Genomic DNA, 16,728 nt, shown 5'->3' with positions numbered 1-16,728 from the left:
ATATGTCGGATGAATCTAGGTCGACCATTTTGCACCTCTCACGGCGGCGAATGGGGCTCGCGCGCGGTTCGGACGCTCTCGTGCGCACTTTCCTCGTGCCGAGGGAGGTCGACGCATTCGAGTGTGCACGCTCCCACCCTCGAGTATGCGCGAATTGCTCGAGGCCGTCGCTGACGGCTCGTTGTCCCCAGCACAGGCTGAAGCCGAACTCAACGGGTACGTCACGGGTGAGGCGGGCCGATTCGATGCGGCTCGCCAGGATCGGCGAGGGATTCCGGAGGCAATCCTGGCTGAGGGGAAGTCAGTCGAACAGGTCGTCGCTCTCGCTGAAACCGCCCTCGAGACGACTGACCGAGCACTTGTGACGCGAGTATCCGACGACCAACTCACAGCGCTCGAGTCTCACGTCGAGTCCCCAGCAGTCTCCTTTGAGCAGTGGGGGAGTTCGGTTCGACTGTGTACAGACGAGTACGAGCAGCCATCGCTCGAGGCGACGGTTGGGATCGTCACGGCGGGTACCGTCGATGGGCCGGTTGCAGACGAAGCGGAGGCGGTCTGTGTCGATTCGGGTGCGACGGTTGACCGCGTCGACGATGTTGGCGTTGCTGCGCTCGATCGCACGCTCGATCAGGTCGAACGATTTCGTGAGGCAGATATCTTGATCGTCGCCGCTGGTCGCGAGGGCGCACTCCCGACGGTCATCGCGGGACTCGTCGATACGCCAGTCATCGGCGTCCCAGTCTCGAGTGGGTACGGCTACGGTGGCGACGGCGAGGCTGCCCTTTCGGGCATGCTTCAGTCCTGTACCGTCCTGTCGGTGGTCAACATCGACGCTGGATTCGTCGCTGGTGCACAGGCTGCGCTACTCGCTCGCATGGTTTCCAACGCCCGAGCTGATGGACCACAACAGCAAAAATAATCTTCTGATATCAACAATACCTTACTGTGTTTGGCTAAGTCTTTTTAACACCTCGACTGCAAGAGCTATGTACCGGCCTTCGCCGGTGTGTCCAATGCCCACCTGTGACCACTGCGATGCCCACGTTTCCGAGCGCTTTGCACGCGTCTTCGCTGACGAGCACGGCAACATTCACGCTTGTGTGAGTTGCTCGGCGAACGCTGGTATCTCCGAAGCCGCGAGAAAGCGTGCTCGTGGCTCCTAACTCCACCTGAGAATCGCGACTGACGACCACCCAGGACCCCTGCGGACGAGTCGCTTTTTACAGCCGTGTTCGTATCCGTCTGCTATGGCTGACGAGCACATTGTCTACATCCTCGAGTGTGCCGATGGAACCCTTTATACTGGCTATACAACTGACCTCGAGCGGCGAGTCCGCGAACACAACGCGGGTGAGGGGGCGAAGTACACGCGCGGGCGCACGCCAGTCGAAGTTCGCCACCACGAGTGCTACGACACACAATCGGCGGCGATGTCTCGCGAATACGAGATCAAACAGTTCACGCGCGCGAAAAAGGAACAACTGCTTGAGCGCCCCTCAAGTACCGACTCGGGCGCGTAGTTAGTCGTTGACTGCTGTTCTCGGCGAAGTTACGTCGGGGTCGATGAAGGCGTACTCGGTAAGCATTCGGCCGAGCTTTCGCGTTCGGTCCTCGAGAGCGTCCTCGGTGAACGCACGACCGTCGATAGCGTCAGGATCGTCAACGAGTTTGCTCGAGGCGCTGCGGATGCCGACCTGGTGGGGGAGCACCCAGCCGTGGACGCCGCGAACCGTAATCCGGAGGTGATCGAGCGTTGAGCCGTAGCTGCCGCCGCCGGCGGTTGCGAGCAGGCCGACAGTGGTGTCTTCGTACTCGTCCCAGCCGCAGTAGTCGTGGAAATTCTTCAGCGCGCCCGAATAGGAGCCATGATAGACGGGCGTGCCGAGGGCGATGGCGTCGGCGTCTCGCATAATCTGTTTGACTTCTGCGCCGTCGCCTTGGTCGTCGATATCCGGATTGTAGACTGGGAGATCGTACTCGCGCAAATCGAGGAGTGAGGTCTCCGCACCGGCTTGCTTGGCCGCCTCGAGTGCGTATTTGAGCGCGGTTCTCGTGTAACTGTCCGCACGGAGGCTGCCGTTGACTGCGAGAACGGAGGGGGACTGACTCATGGCTCGAGCTAGTGACTCTGTCGATAAATCTCCGCCGTCTTGCGTAGTCGGTTCGTACTGCAGGGCTCGGTCTCTGGGCAGACACTGGCAGTCGGCGTCGGTTTTTTCGAGGAGGACGATAATGTGAACGTATGGAGACGATCCGTTTCGGTACCGATGGCTGGCGGGCGACGCTCGAGGAGTTTACTGCACCCCGTGTCCAGATGGTCGGGCAGGCGGTGGCGACGTACCTGACCGACGAGGGCCACGACGACCCTGTCGTCGTCGGCTACGACGCACGCGAAACCTCGCGTGGCTTTGCAGAGGACCTGGCGCGTGTGCTCTGTGCCAACGGATTCGATGTGCTCATTCCCGACCGCGACCGGCCGACGCCGCTCGTCGCCCATGCAATCGTCGAGCGCGACCTCGCGGGTGGCCTCGCGATTACCGCCTCGCACAACCCGCCGGAGTACAACGGTGTGAAGTTCATTCCCGAGGACGGCGCACCGGCCTTACCCGAGGTGACCGACGCAATCGCCGAGCGCCTCGCTGAACCCGATCCGCTGCCCGAGGACGAACACGGCAGCGTCCGTGAGGTCGACCTCATGACTCCCCACGCCGAGGCCGTCCGCGAGCGCGTCACTGACATCACTGGCGACGACATCGACCTCTCTGAACTCACTGTCGCCTACGACGCCATGCACGGCAGCGGCCGGGGAACGACCGATGCCGTCCTCGAGAACGGGGGTGCCTCACTCGAGTGTCTGCGCTGTGAGCGCGACCCTGACTTTGGCGGCGGCGCACCGGAACCTGCAGCCGAGAACCTCGAGGCGTTGATCGATCTTGTCACCGCCGAGGAGACGGCACCCGAGTTGGGAATCGCAAACGACGGCGATGCCGACCGCATCGCAATCGTCACGCCCGAACGCGGCTATCTCGATGAGAACCTGTTCTTTGCTGCCTGTTATGACTACCTGCTCGAGGATGACGCTGGCTCCGTCGTCCGCTCGGTATCGACGACGTTCCTGATCGACCGCGTTGCCGAGGCCCACGATGAAGTCGTCCACGAGGTGCCAGTCGGCTTCAAATGGGTCGCAAAAGCGATGGCCGACCACGACGCCCTGATCGGCGGCGAGGAGTCGGGCGGCTTTACCGTTCGCGGCCACGTTCGCGAGAAAGACGGCGTGTTGATGGCCCTGCTCGCCGCTGCGATGCACGCCGAAGAGCCACTCGACGAGCGCGTCGACCGACTGCTCGAGGCACACGGCACTGTCGTCCAGGACAAACGAAGCGTGGCCTGTCCAGATCACGAGAAAGCACGTGTGCTCGAGGACCTTGAAGATGAAATTCCAGAAACCGTCGCTGGGACCGCTGTTGAGGGGGTTAACACGGCTGACGGCTTCAAACTCCAACTCGCCGATGGGTCGTGGCTGCTCGTCCGGCCAAGCGGCACCGAGCCAGTGTTGCGCGTGTACGCTGAGGCGACTGACGACGACCGCGTCGAGTCGCTGCTCGAGGCCGGTACTGCGCTGGTCGAGCCACTCGTCTAACTCGCGACCGGCCGGCGTTCTATCGTGGCTGCGTTATGACGGCGTTGGGGGGTGATGGGCCGTCTCGATCCAGAACTCCTCGATTGCGCCGGCCATTTCGTTGTACTCGATCAGGTTGTCTGGCTTCGTGAGATACGCGTTTGCAGCGTTTTTATAACTCTTGACAATATCGGACTCGGCCGCCGAACTCGAGAGGACGAGCACCGGTGGCGGTGGGTAATCGAGTTTTGTATCCAACAACTCGAGGACGCTGAATCCGTCGAGTCGCGGTAAGTTGAGGTCCAATAGCACAAGGTCAGGATTCCCGTTCGAGAGTCCTGGCTCGTCGTCTCGCAGTCGGAAGTAATCCGCTGCCTCCTCGCCATCTCGGGCAACCTGGAAGGTTGTTTCCGTTTCGATCGAGTTGAACGCCTCTTTCGTGAGGCGAACGTCACCCGGATTGTCCTCGATGAGCAAAATCTCGATCGGCTCGGATGGAATGAGGTTAGTCATGTGGCTCACTCGAGAGTTATACAGCAAGACGTCTAAGCACCCTTCCTAAACATGTGGTGTGTACATATAATTGACATACCTTTCCGGTGAGGGTTGCGTGCTCCGGGCTTTCGTTTACCGGGCTTGCGCTCTAGTAGTGGCCCATGAGCAACCAATCCGAGGACGCCGCATACACGGAGTTGACGCCGGATTCCTGGCATCAAAACGACGCCGGCAACTACTATCTTGACTGTCCAGAGTGTGGCTCCGCGGCGACGCTGATGAACGTCGTCAAACACGGCCGCTGTAACGGCTATCTCGACCAGCAGGAAGAGGAGACGAAACTCGACGAAGAAACCTTCGATTGCACGGCTAAGCTCTGGCTCGAGCTTGGATACGTTTCCAATCCTGATCCGGAGGCAACGGACTCGGACGCCGAACAGTCCGACGAAAGCGTTGAGACGGGCGAGGGTGTCCCGGCCGAAGGGTCGCCGCCTGGGACAGATGGAACGGTCGACGAGAGCCAGCAGTAGGGATCGTCGTTACTTGTCGACGCGCTCCGCTGGAACACCTGCAACGGTTGCGCCCGCCTCGACGTCAGCGGTGACGACCGAACCGGCACCGACGGCTGCATCCTCGCCAACCACGATATCGCCAAGCAGCGTCGCGTTCGCACCAATCGTCACACCATCCTCGAGCGTCGGATGTCGCTTGACCGGTTCGTTGGTGCTTCCGCCGAGCGTGACGCCGTGGTACATATGAACATCGTCGCCAACCTCGGCCGTCTCGCCGATGACGACGCCCATACCGTGGTCGATTGTGACGCGACGACCAAGCGTCGCCGCCGGATGGATTTCGACACCCGTCAGCAGGCGCACGAGATGGGAGAACAGCCGTGCCAGAAGTCGCACCTCGCGATTCCAGAGCCAGTGTGCGATCCGGTGACCCCAGACCGCATGCACGCCGGGATAGGCGAGTGCGACCTCGAGACACCGCTTTGCGGCGGGGTCGCGCTTGCACATCGCCCGCGTGTCCTCACGCAGCCGGCGTAACATTGCTCACCATCCGTTGTCGCAGGAACGTCTCGATTAGGTGTTGGTAGAACGACTCATTGATCTGCCAGATAGTCTGACAACACCGCTCCACGGCGTGAGAGGTGTTTGTTCGTCCAACACACGCAGTGGTATCGGTGGGTCCCATGGACAGGACTACCGGTGGAGGTCGCCTAAAAGGTTCGTTTCTGGACGCCGTGGTGCTATTCTCCGCGTGCGAGGCGTGACCCAATCCGCTCAGGTAACCCAGCCTCACTGACCGCCGTCTGCACCGCCTCGATATCGTACTCGACGCGATACGTGTCGACGGTCATCGCCTCGAGATCCACCACCGCGTAGCCTGCCCGCGGGTCGCCGTCTCGAGGCTGGCCAACGCTGCCCGGATTCACGACGATTCCCTCCGCGAAGCGTTCGACGCCCTGGACGTGGGTATGGCCGAGAACCAGCACGTCCTCCTCATCGAGCAGCCGCGGCGAGAACTCTCGCGGGTAGGTATACCGCGTGTAGCGGTCCGGATCGCCCGGGTGGCCGTGGACGAGCTTGATTCGCCCGTCGCATGTGAGGTGCTCCGTGGGAAGGTCGGCCAGCCATTCGAGGTGGTCATCCTCAAGTTGGTCCTCAGCGTACTCAACGCCAGCGCGGGCCATCCCATTGAACCGAAACGGTGTCTCGGCGGCGACTGCCGCATCGTGGTTGCCCATCACTGTGGCCACGTCGCGCTCTCGGAGTTCCTCGACGCAGTCTGCCGGCCACGGGTTGTAGCCGACTACGTCACCCGCACACAGCAGCCGGTCGACCGCGGGCATCTCCTCGAGCACGGCCTCGAGTGCGACCCGATTGCTGTGGACATCCGAGATGAGTCCCACCTGCATGCCCGTCCATAACAGCTGTAGCGGTTTGTATATTGGCCGTTGCGTTGTCGATCGAGTCTCGGTGTCCGCGTTCCGGGTCGAATCGGCAGACGGAGACGATCGCTCGAGAACCGAATGTATTTGACAACTGATTGCGACTCTTTTCCCGATGTACGAATTGGTCCACCAGTTCGCCCCGGAGAGCCCAGCCGGTCGAACCGCTGTTGCCATCGCCGTCTCGTTACTCGGCGTTCCAGCGCTGTTGCTCGCGTTTTTCGGACTGAGCGGCGCACCGTTTACGACAGTGATACTGCTGTTCCTCTTCAGCGCCGTCACCCTCTCCGCTGCTGGCTGTCTCACTCTGGGCGTTGTCCGCCAAGCGAACGCAGCACCCGACGCGACGCCGCTTACCGAACCACGAACGGAGTCAACTCGGGAATCCGAGACACCGATCGAAACGCTCCGCCGGCGATACGCTGACGGAAAACTCAGTGACGAGGAATTCGATCACCGTCTCGACCGCCTCCTCGAGTCCGAGACGGAGTCGAGCGCTCAACCCACGACTGAGCGCGAACGCCTTCTTGAGTAACATCTCGTAGATTCCGACGCTCTCAACGGACTCAGTTGCCGTTCTCGAGCGCTGTCTCGAAGCCATCGTCGGTCAGCGACACGCCGGCCGCACAGACCGCGTGTTCGAACTCGAGGTCGTACGCCTCGCGTGCTGCCTCGGACGCGCTCTCGGCTGCAAAATCAATTGGCTCGGGACTGTCCTTCTCGTAGGTTGCGACCAGCGTCGGCTCTTCGACCGGTTTGACGATGAGGGCATCCTTGCGGACGGTGCCGATCAGCGCCTCGCCGTCATCGCTGATCGTCGCCGCAATTCGTGGCGTGTCGTAGTCGTCCTTCTCGTAATCCAGCGCGAGCAAACTCTCCGCGAGGGCGTCTCGAGCGGGATACCCCAACTCGAGTTTCTCCGCGATTGGGTCGACGTGCGAGCCGTTTCCGAACGCAACGGTCTCACCGTCCGCTGGCGTTTCGACGACACGCAGGCAGTTGTAGGCAACGTAGGGGTTGTCCGTCTCCGGTGCGTCCTCGGTTGGTCCCACGGTCAATGCATCCTCGCGCTCGCTGATCTGTCGGTTCGGGAACGATCTCGAGGAGACGCGATAGGCACCACCCTCAGGACTGACAACGACGAATCGTCCAACGTACATACTCGAGGCTGCGTGAGAGAACGGAAAAGTGGTATCGGTTTGGGCTCGAGTGATGATCGTCGCCGGAACAGCGGGCCAGCGGCTGTGGTTTATATGCAATAGCGCGGCCAAACGCGGCGTGACGACCGAAGCGGACTGTCTCGAGGCCTTGCTCGAGGCTGCTGAATTGCTTGGTGAATCGCCGACGAAAGCACAGTACGAGGAGTTGGGATTGACGCCGGCATCTGCGACGATTATTCGAACGTGTGGCGGCTGGAACGATGCAAAGCAGAAGGCAGGATTAGAAACCAGTTACTCGAGGGGGAGTCGTGTCGGACCAAAACCAGACAATGTCGACCTTCCAGTAGGTATGTCGTGGGAGAATCTCTCTGTCGATCAGCGGTGGCATTATCGCAACACTGAGTGGAATAAGGAACGGACCTTACAACGCCGTTCTCGTCTCCGTTCGTGGGTCAATGATCAAAAGCGTGAGTGTGGCTGTTCACAGTGTGGTACCGACACTGCTGCGTGTTTGGATTACCATCATGTCGATGGAAGCACGAAGAAAATGGCAGTCGGACAAATGGTGACTTTTGGTTACGGAAAAGATGCGCTTCGCAAGGAAATTGAGAAGTGCAAGGTACTGTGTGCGAACTGCCATCGCCGCCTTCACTATTCCTCACCACAGCAGGAACTGCGTCAATGGGTTCACAACAGAAAGCGTAATACTGGATGCAATCAGTGTACAGAATCGGATCCAGCATGTTTGGATTTCCACCACGTCGCTAGTGAAAAAGAGGCTACTGTTTCGAAGCTTGTGTCTGACTCCAAACCAAAACAACGGATTCTTACTGAGATTGAACGATGTCAAGTTCTCTGCGCAAACTGCCACCGAAAGGAACATTACGATCCTCCAGCGCCGTAGTACCGCAATGAGGCAGCCCCTTCTAAATTCTGTGCTGGTTTTTGGTTCCGGCTGAGTTCGTAACACTCTAATACGATCCCGCTTCTACTAACTGGTACGTCGTCGGTAACGACGGTCCGACGAAACATGTCAAGTCCATTAGGGTAGCGGCCAATCCTCCGAGCTTCTGGGGCTTGGGACGCTGGTTCGAATCCAGCATGGACTACTTCGTTCCGTTCTTTCGACTCGAGAACCCTCCTCGAGCCGCAGTGCGGTCTCCAGTTGAAACGAAGGGGTCTATTGCTTGTCACTGGTAACGTCTGTGTCACCAGAACGCCTATTTGAGCGACGCCCCTAGTGGGTGTCAATGAATCGACGGCAGTTTCTTGCGACGGGAACGGCGACGACGATAGTGGGCGTCGCAGGGTGTCTCGGCGGCGATGATAACGCAAACGACGGCGACGGCTACGGGCCTGAGTCCGACGATATGCCTGAGGAACGTTCGATCGATACTGGCGCCTACGAAACTGCAGAGTTCAATGGCGTCGACGTTCCGCTCGCGCCACTCGAGGACGTTATCCACTGGTATGAACGACAGGAAGCGCGGATGGTCGATACGCGCACGTCTGAGCAACACAATGACGTTCGGATTACTGGATCGGTGCTGAGCAGTGCGCCAGACGGTGTTCAGAGCGATCCAACGGAGTCGTGGCCGGAGGAAGACCGCATCATCACCTATTGTGTGTGTCCCCACACCCTCGCTGGCCAGCGTGCAGCCACGTTGATGGATGCCGGCCACGAGGAGGTCTATGCACTCGATGAGGGGCTGCAGGCGTGGGTCGAGTCAGGCTATCCACTCGAGGGTGACGAACTCGAGGGTGTCGAGCAGAGCCTCCCGGCGTACAACGTCCAGGGCCAGTCCGATCCGGCCTACGCTGGCGAGTTCGTCGAAGTGCGCTCACTCGAGCGCGAGCAAAGCGAGATTAGTGCGGTCGAAGATGACGGCAGCTACGAACTGACGCTTCACTTTACGAATCTTGAGGATGACGCGCTGCTTGAGGTCGAGGCACCCGACTACACCCGCGAACTGACGCTCGAGGAGGCGATGGACGGCGTTATTACGGCCTAATCGCTGTCCGCTCGATCATACGCGCCTGCTCGCTCGAGTGACCCGCGTTCACGCAACACGGCGGGCGTGCGACAGATGCCGGGCGCGCCGGTCGCCTGCGGCACCGTGCAGTTGTTACAGTTCTCACAGAGGACTCGCGTCTCGTTGTCGATACCTGCTGTTTCACCGTTCTCGAGATCGAGCAGCCGCGCCCCCAATCGCGGTTCGGCGTAGAACGGGCGGGCCATGCCGACCATATCGCAGGCCGCTGCGTCCGTCCCGGTGCCCAACAGGCGATCCATCTCGCCGCGTTCACGGATACCTCCCTCTGCGAGGACGGGAATCGACACCTGTTCGCGCACACGCTTACAAAACTCAGCGTTCCAGGCCGGATCGAAGTCGTAGGTGAGCGACTCGAGCCAGTTGCCGAACGCGACCAGCCGTCGCCGCAGTGGACTGCCGAACGCTGCGTCGTAGCCCTCTCGCAGCGCCTCATTCGCCCACGCACGCGCTGGATACTCTCCGCGGATGATGCTCATGTCCCAGACGACCGACGCCTGGACAGGGACGACGGCGTCGTAGCCGATTGCCTCGAGCCGTCTCGCGATTTCGATCCCGTCTGTGAGTGAGAGTTTTCGTCGAACGATGGGTGTGGGCGGCGCGGGCGTCTCTGCCGGCACTTTGCTCACAAGTGGGACGTCACCCGCTCGGTCGCGAATTTCGTCGTGAACCAGTGCGAGGAACTCGAGTCTGGCCTCGGGCGAACCACCGAACTCGTCGTCCCGACGGTTGTAAAACGGCGAGCAAAACTGCTGAATAATGCCCATGTTCGCCCCCGAGAGGTGGATACCGTCGTAGCCCGCATTGACGCAGGAGGCTGCCGCACGGCCGAAATCTGCCGCGAGTTCGTACACCTCTTCGGTCGAGAGGACGTGTGGATTGTACTCGAGGAAGCCGAGACGGTCAGCGAGGCGTAACTGCCAGGGTGGGTTCGACACCGCCAGCTGCTCGAGAGCCGGATTCTCCCGGCGGTGTTCGGCGTGCCAGGTTTCCATGCTGCGCAAGCCGCCGTGCTCGAGTTGGACGAAGATACGCCCGCCGTGGTCGTGGATGCGGTCGGTCAGTCGGGAGAGACGCGAGACGAACTCGGGGTCGTGGACGCGGGTCATCCCCGGTGCAGCGCAGCCGCCGTCCTCGCGGACGATGGTCGCCCCTTGAAAGATGAGGCCGACGCCTGATTCGGCGGCGGGCTCGAGGTCGTCGATCAGCGTGTCGACGGCGTCCGGTCCGTTGCCCGCACACTCGAGCAGGGGAGCCCGGTAGAGTCGGTTGCGAATCTCGCAGCCGCCGACCGAGAGCGGGTCCTCGAGGGTTGCCATAGCGACGCTATCACGGGGGCGTACAAGAGAGTGGCGCTGGTGTTCACACGCACGATTTGCGCCGGTATGATGCCCGTTTCCGCTGCCCGTAGCTCTTTCAGTTGCCCGCTCGTCGGACCGATTATGGCTCCGATCAGACGGCTCGTCCTCGACGTGTTGAAGCCCCACGATCCGAGCGTCGTCACGTTTACGTCGCAACTCGGTGATCTCGAGGGAATCGAGGCTGCCACGGCGACGGTTATCGAAGTCGACGAGAGTGTCAAGACGCTGCGCGTCACCATCGAAGGCAAGGATCTGGATCTCGAGCGAGTCCGATCTGAGATCGAGGATCTGAGCGCGTCGATTCACTCGGTCGATCAGGTGTCCTGTGGCTCGCGAACGCTTGAGGACCCCTGGCTGTAGCGATGGGGCGACTCGATCGACTCCAGCGTGTCCTCGCAAAAGAGGACGTCCGCGCGATCTCCCGACGATACTTCATCGCGAACGGCTTCGACGGCACACTCACCAGCATCGGCGTCGTCGTCGGCGCGTACCTGTCGGGGATCGGTGACGGCGTGACGGCGATTATGATCGGCCTGGGCGCAGCCGTCGGCCTCGGCACGTCGGGCGTCTGGAGTGTCTGGGAGATCGAACGCGCCCAGGCGATGGCCGAACAGGAACGCATCGAACGGGCAATGCTTACTGAACTCGAGGATACACGCCTCCAGCGCGAGAATCGGGCCGCCCAGATCGTCCATGCGACGGCGAGTGCAACCGGCCCCATTCTGGCGATTATTCTCGTCCTCGCACCTCTCGCGCTCGAGGGGGTCGTCTTTACGATGTTCCAGGCCGTTCTCGCATCGATTCTCGTCGGTATTGCGATTCTGGCGACGTTCGGGATCTACCTCGCGTCGATCTCGAAACAGCGGTGGTACGTTGCAGCCGTTCGGATGGGGCTCGCGGGAATCGTCGTTGCTGCGCTCAACGTCGTTCTACCGGGCTGAGGAAGCTGTTCCTGTCCCTTAGACCTTCGTTGCGCCGAGTTCTGAAAGTATCTCGTCGTGTAACTCCTCGACGAGATCGTAGTCGTCGAACTCGGTGTCGTCGCGAGTCTCGAGGTCGGCCGTTCTAATTTCGACCCACTCCTCGCCGTCGAGAAACGCCCATGCTCGAAGGGTTTCATTGAGCAGGATGACCAGCCCGTATGCTGAATCCGGCTCTGTTTGGCTGTAGATCGAATGTGTTCCCCCAACGGCGTCCATTTGCTCGAGCCGGGAGATCTGTGCCCGTGACAGCGGTTCTGCCGGCAAACTGTCGAACAATCCCATACACCTGACTGGATGTTATGTGTTATCAACGTACTGGGTTCGAGCGGTGATATTACTTTTCGACCTCGAGCAAGGCCACCCGCTCGCGAACGAGCGCCGCCAGCGAGGCGTCGGTCGCCGCTCGCTCTGCCGGCGGAATGTCGAAGAAGTCACACAGCGTGTCTTCGTCCTGATTCTCGAGTGTTGCTGTCTGTTCGACGAACGCCTCGAGATCGGTGACAGCCTCGAGCGCTGTTGTTTCTGTTTCTTCGCTGTCGTGCTCAGCATCGGGGTCAACTCGGTCGATAAGGACCACAGCCTGGTTTTCGCCCTCGCTGACGCCCATCTCGAGTGCGCGGTCGATCTGTCGGCGACCGGCAGCGTACAGCAGGATTTCAACGGCGCGGTCACGGGCGACGTTCTCGCCACGCTCGAGGGCTCTGTCGGCAAACTCGAGGGCGCGCTCGAGGTGGGCGCGGTCAGCCACGTAGCGCGCGTCAAACGCCTGAATCGTCACGTTATACCGGTCGCCGATTTCCGCCAGGTCGGCGACGAACGCGTCGATATCGTCGATTTGGAGATGGCACTCGAGTAGTTGCATTAGAAATCACCCAGGCTGGCTTGGCTGTCGTCATCTTCGTCCTCAACTGTGTCGTCGGTACGCTTTGCGTCCCTGTTTTTTGAGGCGCTCCCAGTGGAGCCGCCAGTCGGCTCGACGCCGTCCATCGACGGATCTTCGCGGCCGGCGTTCTCGAGGATGGTTTCGGCTGTCTTCTCGCCTTTGAGTACGCTCAAAATGGTGCCCTTTTCCGCGTTGCGGAGATCTGCGGGTTCTTCGATCCCCGCGTTGTGGAGCCTGCGGGCGCGCTTGCGGCCCACGCCGCCGACGCTGACGAGCTCGAGCAGTTCTTCGCCGACGCCGTGTTCGACGCGGGCGCGTGCTTCTCGCACCGCAACGCTCCACTCGCTGTCAATTTCCCGCGCGAGCGACTCGGCGGCTCCGAGCAGCCACTCGGCGGTATCGACTTTCCCGCGGAGGTCGCCCGGACCGATCTTGTACCGCTCGGTGATCCGTTCCTCGTCGTCCTCTTTGGCCCAGTCCTCGAGCAACTTCCCGGTTTTGAGCGCGGCGAGCCAGTCCTCGAAGCGTTCGTCCTCGAACTCGCTTGGTGGGTCGCCGAGCAGTTCGCGCTCGCGCTCGTAGAATAGCTCGCCGAATTTTTCGTCCTCACCCGAACGCAAGTACAGTTCGTACATGTCCGGCGTTCTCGAGATGAGTTGATAGAGGCCGAGCGCGGTGGGACGCTCCTCGGCGCGCTCAAGCCCATGCACAATTTCGGCGGCGCTCATCGGATCGAGGTAGAGCCGCGAGACGGTGTGGCCGAGGCTGGTGGCCTCGAGGTCCTCGTCTGGGCCGCTACTTGCGCTGTCGCCGCCATCGGCGAGGTCGGCAGCGGAGGTAAAGCCGCCCACGTCGGCGCTTTCGTCACCACCGCCCGAGCGCTCAATGAAGTCATTGCGCTCGAGGTAGTCAAGCACGTTGTCCGTCACAGCCTCGAGTCGGCCTGCCTCGCTCGATTGGCTTGCATAGAGAGTGGCCTCGAGGAACTCGAGAAGTCCTTCGCGGGTGCGGGCGAAGCCGGAGGCGATGGTGGCGAGGACGTGGGTCCGCAGGGCGGGTTCAGCGGCCAGTTTCGAGCGGACGGCCTCGGGATCGGCCCAGATGTAGCGGTCGAACAGTTCCTGACTCTCGTCGTGGCTCTTGGCGAGCAAGACAGCCTCGCCGTAGGGGTCGAGCCCCGGCCGACCCGCCCGGCCCATCATCTGGTGGACCTCGAGGACGTCGAGGGGGGCCATCCCGCCCGCGCTCGGGTCGAAGCGCCGCCAGTCGCGGACGACGACGCGGCGGGCTGGCGTGTTGACCCCCGCCGCTAAGGTGGGCGTCGCCGAGATTACCTTCAGCAGGCGGTCGCGGAAGGCATCTTCGACGAGTGAGCGCTGGGTGCTTGAGAGCCCAGCATGGTGAAACGCCGAGCCGCGTTCGACGCACTCGGCGAGTTCCTCGCTCGTTTCGCTGTCGCTGTCGTCGCGGATCTCTGCGGCCAACTCGGCGAGGTCGGCGCGCTCCTCGTCGGTGAGTTCCTCGCTCGAGACCTGTCCTAACCGGCGGGCAGCGGCCTCGGCGTTGCGCCGGGAGTTGACAAACACGAGCGAAGAACCCTCCTCCTGAAGAATATCGCGGACGAGTGCGGCCTCCTGTTTTTCCGCGCCGTCGACGGGCACCTCGCGGGTCGAGCCGTCATCAAAGTTCAAGGCGTTGCCGTAGTGGACGCCCATCTGCAGGTCAATTGGCCGCCAGTCGGTGTCGATCAACTCGGCGTCGAGCCAGTCGGCGATTTCGTCGGCGTTGCCCACCGTTGCCGAGAGCGCGACCTGCTGGATGCCAGGATTGAGTTTGCGGAGCTTTGCGAGCGTCACCTCGAGCGTTGGCCCTCGAGTACGGTCGTCGATCAGGTGGACCTCGTCGCTGACGACGCAGGTAAGGTCTGAAAGCCAGTCTGCGCCGTTTCGGACGAGCGAGTCGACCTTTTCGCTGGTGGCGACGACGATATCCTTCGTCGCGAGCCACTCGCTGTTGGACTCGTAGTTGCCCGTCGCGACGCCGGTCGTGACGCCGAACTCCTCGTAGGCTTCGAACTCGGCTTTTTTCTCGCTCGCTAAGGCTCGCAGCGGGACGATATAGAGTGCTTTCCCACCGCGGGAAACGGCCGAGAGCATCGAGAGGGCGGCGATCATCGTCTTGCCGCTGGCGGTGGGGACGGCCGCGACGAGATTGTCTCCCTCGAGTGCGCCAGCGTCGACGGCAGCGGCCTGTGGCGGGTAGAGCTCCTCGATGCCCTCCTCGCGGAAGTGCGAGCGGGCACCGGGCGGGAGCCCCGACAGCTCCTCGACGTTCATTACCCGCAGTTGGCGCGTCCTGTGGTTTAAACTGTCGTCTCTCGAGTCGCCATCTGCATCGTTTTCCATAGGCTACGCTCGGCGATAGACCGATGGCCGTCGATACTGTATACCACGCTATGGTCACCTCCGATCCTGACACGATCCTCGTTCCGACGCTCGGTCGCCCTCGAGAGGACGAGGCACTCGTGTACGCACTCGAGACGTTCCCTGACGCCGACGTGACGCTTTTGGCGGTCGTCACACCGCTCGATGCCCGGATGAGCGAGGGTGGTGTCCTCGAGCGAGACGACGAGCGAACGGCTGCGGCACGCGAGCGTGCGAGTGAGTTGGTGGCGACGCTCGACCAGCCGACTGCAGCCGACCGCGTCGAAATCGATATCGCAGATGGGCAACCCGGAACCGTCGTCCCGCAGTACGCAACCGATCACGATGTCGACCACGTCGTCATGTACGGCCACGATACCCGCTCGAGCGGGTTCGTCAACCGATTCCTCGGCCGCGGTATCGCAACGACAGTCGTCGACCGAACGCCACGGCCAGTGACGGTCCTCGAGTGAGGGTAGTCCGTGCGACCGTGTTACCCGCCCATCACGAACGCAAGGAGCTGATACAGGCCGTAGCCAACGGCGATGGAACTGCCAAGTGTGAATAGCCAGAAGGTGATCGTGAATCCGATTTTGCGCCGGGAGACGCCGGCTGATCCGGCTGCCAGGCCGCCGCCGATGACGCCCGAGAGGATAATGTTGTTGAGCGAAATCGGTATCCCAAGTGCGATTGCCAACTGGGCGATGATGAAGCCGGGAACCAACGCCGCAATCGAGCGCCGAACGCCGAGTTGGGCGTACTCTCTCGAGGTCGCCTGTAACAATCGCGGGGCAGCCATCCAGGCACCCGCAAGGATGCCTGTCGCGCCAATCGACAGCAGGACGATCCCCGGCAGACCGAGTTCGACACGAAAGAGATTCTCGAGCGGGCCGGTCGCGAGACCGACCTGTGAGCCGCCCGAGGAGAACGCGACGATGCCACCGAGGACGAGCAGAAACGAACGGATTCCAGTCTCGACAGACTCGAGGACTTGCGTTCGGACCCAGTAAAACCAGAGCACGCCGAAGAGTATCGTCACGATGACGACGCCCACGGTCACGCCTGCGACGAGCGTCGGGCCGGGACCGATCTGCTGGGAGACGAATCGGGCGAGTGTTCCCTGATCCGCGACGGGGTCTGGAATAACACCGAGGCGGATGTTCGCGACGATTGCGCCGACGATACCCGCAAGCAGCGGGACGCCGATTGTTTCGGGAATATCGTCACGTCGAAGCGTGACCGCAGTTGCGTACGCCAGTCCACCGGACATAAACGGGACCATGATCCAGAACGTCCCGAGTCGCTGGTAGGTCGCCATCGCCGGATCTCCGCCGAGTGAGAGGCCAACGCCGACCATCGCCCCCGTCGTCGCGAACGCAGCAGGGATCGGATAGCGGGTGTAGATCCCGATAGCCATGAAGCCCGCTGCGGTGAGTAGTCCCGCAGTTGCAGCAAGTGGCGTGATCGCAACGCCGTCGATCAGATCCGCACCGACGGTTTCGGAGATGCTGCCACCCTGCATGAGCGCCCCCGCTGCTGCGAGGATACCAATGACGAACGCGGCCCGCATCGTCGAAATCGCGTTCGCTCCGATTGCCGGTGCAAACGGCGGCGAATTGCTGTTCGCCCCGAGCACCCACGCCATGAACAAACAGGTGAGTACGGCAGTCCCAACCAGCAGCGCGAACGACAGTGCGCCCATTCCTCCTTCGACGTTCCACGACGTAACTGAAAAGGATATGCCCGTGACCTCCGAGACAGTTGCTGGCCGACTCGAGGATTCGTAAGAAACTACTCGA

At 61.6% G+C, this 16,728-nt stretch carries 22 protein-coding genes and 1 tRNA gene; 13 read left to right on the top strand and 10 right to left on the bottom strand.

Features of this window, described 5'->3' with window-relative positions:
• The first annotated feature begins 145 nt into the window (after positions 1-145).
• The 3 genes from larB (at position 146) to G6M89_RS06625 (ending at position 1,520) form a co-directional block, all read left to right on the top strand.
• The gene (gene larB / locus G6M89_RS06635; RefSeq protein WP_165161010.1) at positions 146-919 is read left to right on the top strand and encodes a nickel pincer cofactor biosynthesis protein LarB; all 774 of its coding nucleotides are present in this window, start codon (positions 146-148) and stop codon (positions 917-919) included.
• Between the two features lie 94 nt (positions 920-1,013).
• The gene (locus G6M89_RS06630; RefSeq protein ID WP_165161009.1) at positions 1,014-1,163 is read left to right on the top strand and encodes a hypothetical protein; all 150 of its coding nucleotides are present in this window, start codon (positions 1,014-1,016) and stop codon (positions 1,161-1,163) included.
• Positions 1,164-1,247: 84 nt separating this feature from the next.
• Positions 1,248-1,520 carry a GIY-YIG nuclease family protein gene (locus G6M89_RS06625; protein WP_165161008.1) on the top strand — a complete coding sequence of 91 codons (273 nt, stop codon included), beginning with the start codon at positions 1,248-1,250 and terminating at the stop codon, positions 1,518-1,520.
• On the opposite strand, the gene G6M89_RS06620 is transcribed toward G6M89_RS06625, so the two are convergent.
• Positions 1,521-2,111: an NADPH-dependent FMN reductase gene (locus G6M89_RS06620; protein ID WP_165161007.1), complete on the bottom strand. Its 591-nt coding sequence runs from the start codon at positions 2,109-2,111 to the stop codon at positions 1,521-1,523. It lies immediately after the preceding gene.
• 131 nt (positions 2,112-2,242) lie between these two features.
• On the opposite strand from G6M89_RS06620, the gene G6M89_RS06615 reads away from it, so the two are divergent.
• On the top strand, positions 2,243-3,640 hold the full coding sequence (locus G6M89_RS06615) for a phosphoglucomutase/phosphomannomutase family protein (RefSeq protein ID WP_165161006.1): 1,398 nt from the start codon (positions 2,243-2,245) through the stop codon (positions 3,638-3,640).
• Positions 3,641-3,673: 33 nt separating this feature from the next.
• Here the strand turns inward: G6M89_RS06615 and G6M89_RS06610 are convergent, their stop codons facing one another.
• Positions 3,674-4,132: a response regulator gene (locus tag G6M89_RS06610; protein WP_165161005.1), complete on the bottom strand. Its 459-nt coding sequence runs from the start codon at positions 4,130-4,132 to the stop codon at positions 3,674-3,676.
• Positions 4,133-4,275: 143 nt separating this feature from the next.
• Between G6M89_RS06610 and G6M89_RS06605 the strand changes: the two genes are divergently transcribed.
• A complete protein-coding gene (locus G6M89_RS06605; protein WP_165161004.1) occupies positions 4,276-4,644 on the top strand; it encodes a hypothetical protein in 369 nt (122 codons plus the stop codon).
• A 9-nt stretch (positions 4,645-4,653) separates the two neighbouring features.
• Here the strand turns inward: G6M89_RS06605 and cysE are convergent, their stop codons facing one another.
• Together cysE and G6M89_RS06595 are read right to left on the bottom strand one after the other, a co-directional pair.
• A complete protein-coding gene (gene cysE, locus G6M89_RS06600; RefSeq protein WP_165161003.1) occupies positions 4,654-5,166 on the bottom strand; it encodes a serine O-acetyltransferase in 513 nt (170 codons plus the stop codon).
• 200 nt (positions 5,167-5,366) lie between these two features.
• Positions 5,367-6,035: a metallophosphoesterase gene (locus tag G6M89_RS06595; RefSeq protein ID WP_165161002.1), complete on the bottom strand. Its 669-nt coding sequence runs from the start codon at positions 6,033-6,035 to the stop codon at positions 5,367-5,369.
• 148 nt (positions 6,036-6,183) lie between these two features.
• On the opposite strand from G6M89_RS06595, the gene G6M89_RS06590 reads away from it, so the two are divergent.
• Entirely contained in the window at positions 6,184-6,603 is a 420-nt protein-coding gene (locus G6M89_RS06590) for an SHOCT domain-containing protein (protein WP_165161001.1), read from the top strand.
• Between the two features lie 31 nt (positions 6,604-6,634).
• Here G6M89_RS06590 and G6M89_RS06585 read toward each other — a convergent pair whose 3' ends face one another.
• Positions 6,635-7,228 (bottom strand): IMP cyclohydrolase, encoded by a 594-nt coding sequence (locus G6M89_RS06585; RefSeq protein WP_165161000.1) that lies wholly within the window; start codon positions 7,226-7,228, stop codon positions 6,635-6,637.
• Positions 7,229-7,346: 118 nt separating this feature from the next.
• Here G6M89_RS06585 and G6M89_RS06580 point away from each other — a divergent pair, with 118 nt between their 5' ends.
• The 3 genes from G6M89_RS06580 to G6M89_RS06570 all read left to right on the top strand — a co-directional run bounded on the left by G6M89_RS06580 (position 7,347) and on the right by G6M89_RS06570 (position 9,240).
• A complete protein-coding gene (locus G6M89_RS06580) occupies positions 7,347-8,132 on the top strand; it encodes a homing endonuclease associated repeat-containing protein (RefSeq protein ID WP_165161309.1) in 786 nt (261 codons plus the stop codon).
• A gap of 132 nt (positions 8,133-8,264) precedes the next feature.
• A tRNA-Gln gene (locus tag G6M89_RS06575) sits at positions 8,265-8,337 on the top strand.
• Positions 8,338-8,478: 141 nt separating this feature from the next.
• Entirely contained in the window at positions 8,479-9,240 is a 762-nt protein-coding gene (locus tag G6M89_RS06570) for a rhodanese-like domain-containing protein (RefSeq protein WP_165160999.1), read from the top strand.
• Here G6M89_RS06570 and G6M89_RS06565 read toward each other — a convergent pair.
• Positions 9,237-10,598 carry an NADH:flavin oxidoreductase gene (locus tag G6M89_RS06565; RefSeq protein ID WP_165160998.1) on the bottom strand — a complete coding sequence of 454 codons (1,362 nt, stop codon included), beginning with the start codon at positions 10,596-10,598 and terminating at the stop codon, positions 9,237-9,239. The genes G6M89_RS06570 and G6M89_RS06565 overlap by 4 nt on opposite strands.
• Positions 10,599-10,721: 123 nt before the next feature.
• Here G6M89_RS06565 and G6M89_RS06560 point away from each other — a divergent pair, with 123 nt between their 5' ends.
• Both G6M89_RS06560 and G6M89_RS06555 read left to right on the top strand, forming a co-directional pair.
• On the top strand, positions 10,722-11,000 hold the full coding sequence (locus G6M89_RS06560; protein WP_165160997.1) for a DUF211 domain-containing protein: 279 nt from the start codon (positions 10,722-10,724) through the stop codon (positions 10,998-11,000).
• A 2-nt stretch (positions 11,001-11,002) separates the two neighbouring features.
• Positions 11,003-11,581, top strand: coding sequence for a VIT1/CCC1 transporter family protein (locus tag G6M89_RS06555; protein ID WP_165160996.1), 579 nt, complete (start codon positions 11,003-11,005; stop codon positions 11,579-11,581).
• Positions 11,582-11,599: 18 nt separating this feature from the next.
• On the opposite strand, the gene G6M89_RS06550 is transcribed toward G6M89_RS06555, so the two are convergent.
• The 3 genes from G6M89_RS06550 to G6M89_RS06540 are packed head-to-tail and all read right to left on the bottom strand — an operon-like array spanning position 11,600 to position 14,842.
• Entirely contained in the window at positions 11,600-11,905 is a 306-nt protein-coding gene (locus G6M89_RS06550) for a hypothetical protein (protein ID WP_165160995.1), read from the bottom strand.
• 52 nt (positions 11,906-11,957) lie between these two features.
• The gene (cgi121, locus tag G6M89_RS06545) at positions 11,958-12,485 is read right to left on the bottom strand and encodes a KEOPS complex subunit Cgi121 (protein WP_165160994.1); all 528 of its coding nucleotides are present in this window, start codon (positions 12,483-12,485) and stop codon (positions 11,958-11,960) included.
• On the bottom strand, positions 12,485-14,842 hold the full coding sequence (locus G6M89_RS06540; protein WP_165160993.1) for an ATP-dependent DNA helicase: 2,358 nt from the start codon (positions 14,840-14,842) through the stop codon (positions 12,485-12,487). Before G6M89_RS06540 ends, cgi121 begins: the two co-directional genes overlap by 1 nt.
• Positions 14,843-14,961: 119 nt before the next feature.
• On the opposite strand from G6M89_RS06540, the gene G6M89_RS06535 reads away from it, so the two are divergent.
• Complete coding sequence (locus G6M89_RS06535; protein WP_165160992.1) at positions 14,962-15,402, top strand: universal stress protein; 441 nt, start codon at positions 14,962-14,964, stop codon at positions 15,400-15,402.
• Positions 15,403-15,422: 20 nt separating this feature from the next.
• Here G6M89_RS06535 and G6M89_RS06530 read toward each other — a convergent pair whose 3' ends face one another.
• The gene (locus tag G6M89_RS06530) at positions 15,423-16,574 is read right to left on the bottom strand and encodes an inorganic phosphate transporter (protein WP_241175255.1); all 1,152 of its coding nucleotides are present in this window, start codon (positions 16,572-16,574) and stop codon (positions 15,423-15,425) included.
• On the opposite strand from G6M89_RS06530, the gene G6M89_RS22275 reads away from it, so the two are divergent.
• A complete protein-coding gene (locus G6M89_RS22275; RefSeq protein WP_241175268.1) occupies positions 16,480-16,716 on the top strand; it encodes a hypothetical protein in 237 nt (78 codons plus the stop codon). The two genes, G6M89_RS06530 and G6M89_RS22275, sit on opposite strands and share 95 nt — an antisense overlap.
• The last annotated feature ends 12 nt before the right edge of the window (positions 16,717-16,728 follow it).

Origin of the sequence: Natronolimnobius sp. AArcel1 (assembly GCF_011043775.1) — an archaeon.
In the GTDB taxonomy this organism is placed as follows: domain Archaea; phylum Halobacteriota; class Halobacteria; order Halobacteriales; family Natrialbaceae; genus Natronolimnobius.
Note: the sequence above shows the minus strand (reverse complement) of the source record. Positions and strands in the feature narration are given on the sequence as shown.

What these genes read in the sequence shown, in the direction of transcription:
- larB (WP_165161010.1), top strand. Translation starts at nt 146, where the DNA reads ATGCGCGAATTGCTCGAGGCCGTCGCTGACGGCTCGTTGTCCCCAGCA.
- G6M89_RS06630 (WP_165161009.1), top strand. Translation starts at nt 1,014, where the DNA reads ATGCCCACCTGTGACCACTGCGATGCCCACGTTTCCGAGCGCTTTGCA.
- G6M89_RS06625 (WP_165161008.1), top strand. Translation starts at nt 1,248, where the DNA reads ATGGCTGACGAGCACATTGTCTACATCCTCGAGTGTGCCGATGGAACC.
- G6M89_RS06620 (WP_165161007.1), bottom strand. Translation starts at nt 2,111, where the DNA reads ATGAGTCAGTCCCCCTCCGTTCTCGCAGTCAACGGCAGCCTCCGTGCG.
- G6M89_RS06615 (WP_165161006.1), top strand. Translation starts at nt 2,243, where the DNA reads ATGGAGACGATCCGTTTCGGTACCGATGGCTGGCGGGCGACGCTCGAG.
- G6M89_RS06610 (WP_165161005.1), bottom strand. Translation starts at nt 4,132, where the DNA reads ATGACTAACCTCATTCCATCCGAGCCGATCGAGATTTTGCTCATCGAG.
- G6M89_RS06605 (WP_165161004.1), top strand. Translation starts at nt 4,276, where the DNA reads ATGAGCAACCAATCCGAGGACGCCGCATACACGGAGTTGACGCCGGAT.
- cysE (WP_165161003.1), bottom strand. Translation starts at nt 5,166, where the DNA reads ATGTTACGCCGGCTGCGTGAGGACACGCGGGCGATGTGCAAGCGCGAC.
- G6M89_RS06595 (WP_165161002.1), bottom strand. Translation starts at nt 6,035, where the DNA reads ATGCAGGTGGGACTCATCTCGGATGTCCACAGCAATCGGGTCGCACTC.
- G6M89_RS06590 (WP_165161001.1), top strand. Translation starts at nt 6,184, where the DNA reads ATGTACGAATTGGTCCACCAGTTCGCCCCGGAGAGCCCAGCCGGTCGA.
- G6M89_RS06585 (WP_165161000.1), bottom strand. Translation starts at nt 7,228, where the DNA reads ATGTACGTTGGACGATTCGTCGTTGTCAGTCCTGAGGGTGGTGCCTAT.
- G6M89_RS06570 (WP_165160999.1), top strand. Translation starts at nt 8,479, where the DNA reads ATGAATCGACGGCAGTTTCTTGCGACGGGAACGGCGACGACGATAGTG.
- G6M89_RS06565 (WP_165160998.1), bottom strand. Translation starts at nt 10,598, where the DNA reads ATGGCAACCCTCGAGGACCCGCTCTCGGTCGGCGGCTGCGAGATTCGC.
- G6M89_RS06560 (WP_165160997.1), top strand. Translation starts at nt 10,722, where the DNA reads ATGGCTCCGATCAGACGGCTCGTCCTCGACGTGTTGAAGCCCCACGAT.
- G6M89_RS06555 (WP_165160996.1), top strand. Translation starts at nt 11,003, where the DNA reads ATGGGGCGACTCGATCGACTCCAGCGTGTCCTCGCAAAAGAGGACGTC.
- G6M89_RS06550 (WP_165160995.1), bottom strand. Translation starts at nt 11,905, where the DNA reads ATGGGATTGTTCGACAGTTTGCCGGCAGAACCGCTGTCACGGGCACAG.
- cgi121 (WP_165160994.1), bottom strand. Translation starts at nt 12,485, where the DNA reads ATGCAACTACTCGAGTGCCATCTCCAAATCGACGATATCGACGCGTTC.
- G6M89_RS06540 (WP_165160993.1), bottom strand. Translation starts at nt 14,842, where the DNA reads ATGAACGTCGAGGAGCTGTCGGGGCTCCCGCCCGGTGCCCGCTCGCAC.
- G6M89_RS06535 (WP_165160992.1), top strand. Translation starts at nt 14,962, where the DNA reads ATGGTCACCTCCGATCCTGACACGATCCTCGTTCCGACGCTCGGTCGC.
- G6M89_RS22275 (WP_241175268.1), top strand. Translation starts at nt 16,480, where the DNA reads ATGACGAACGCGGCCCGCATCGTCGAAATCGCGTTCGCTCCGATTGCC.
- G6M89_RS06530 (WP_241175255.1), bottom strand. Translation starts at nt 16,574, where the DNA reads ATGGCGTGGGTGCTCGGGGCGAACAGCAATTCGCCGCCGTTTGCACCG.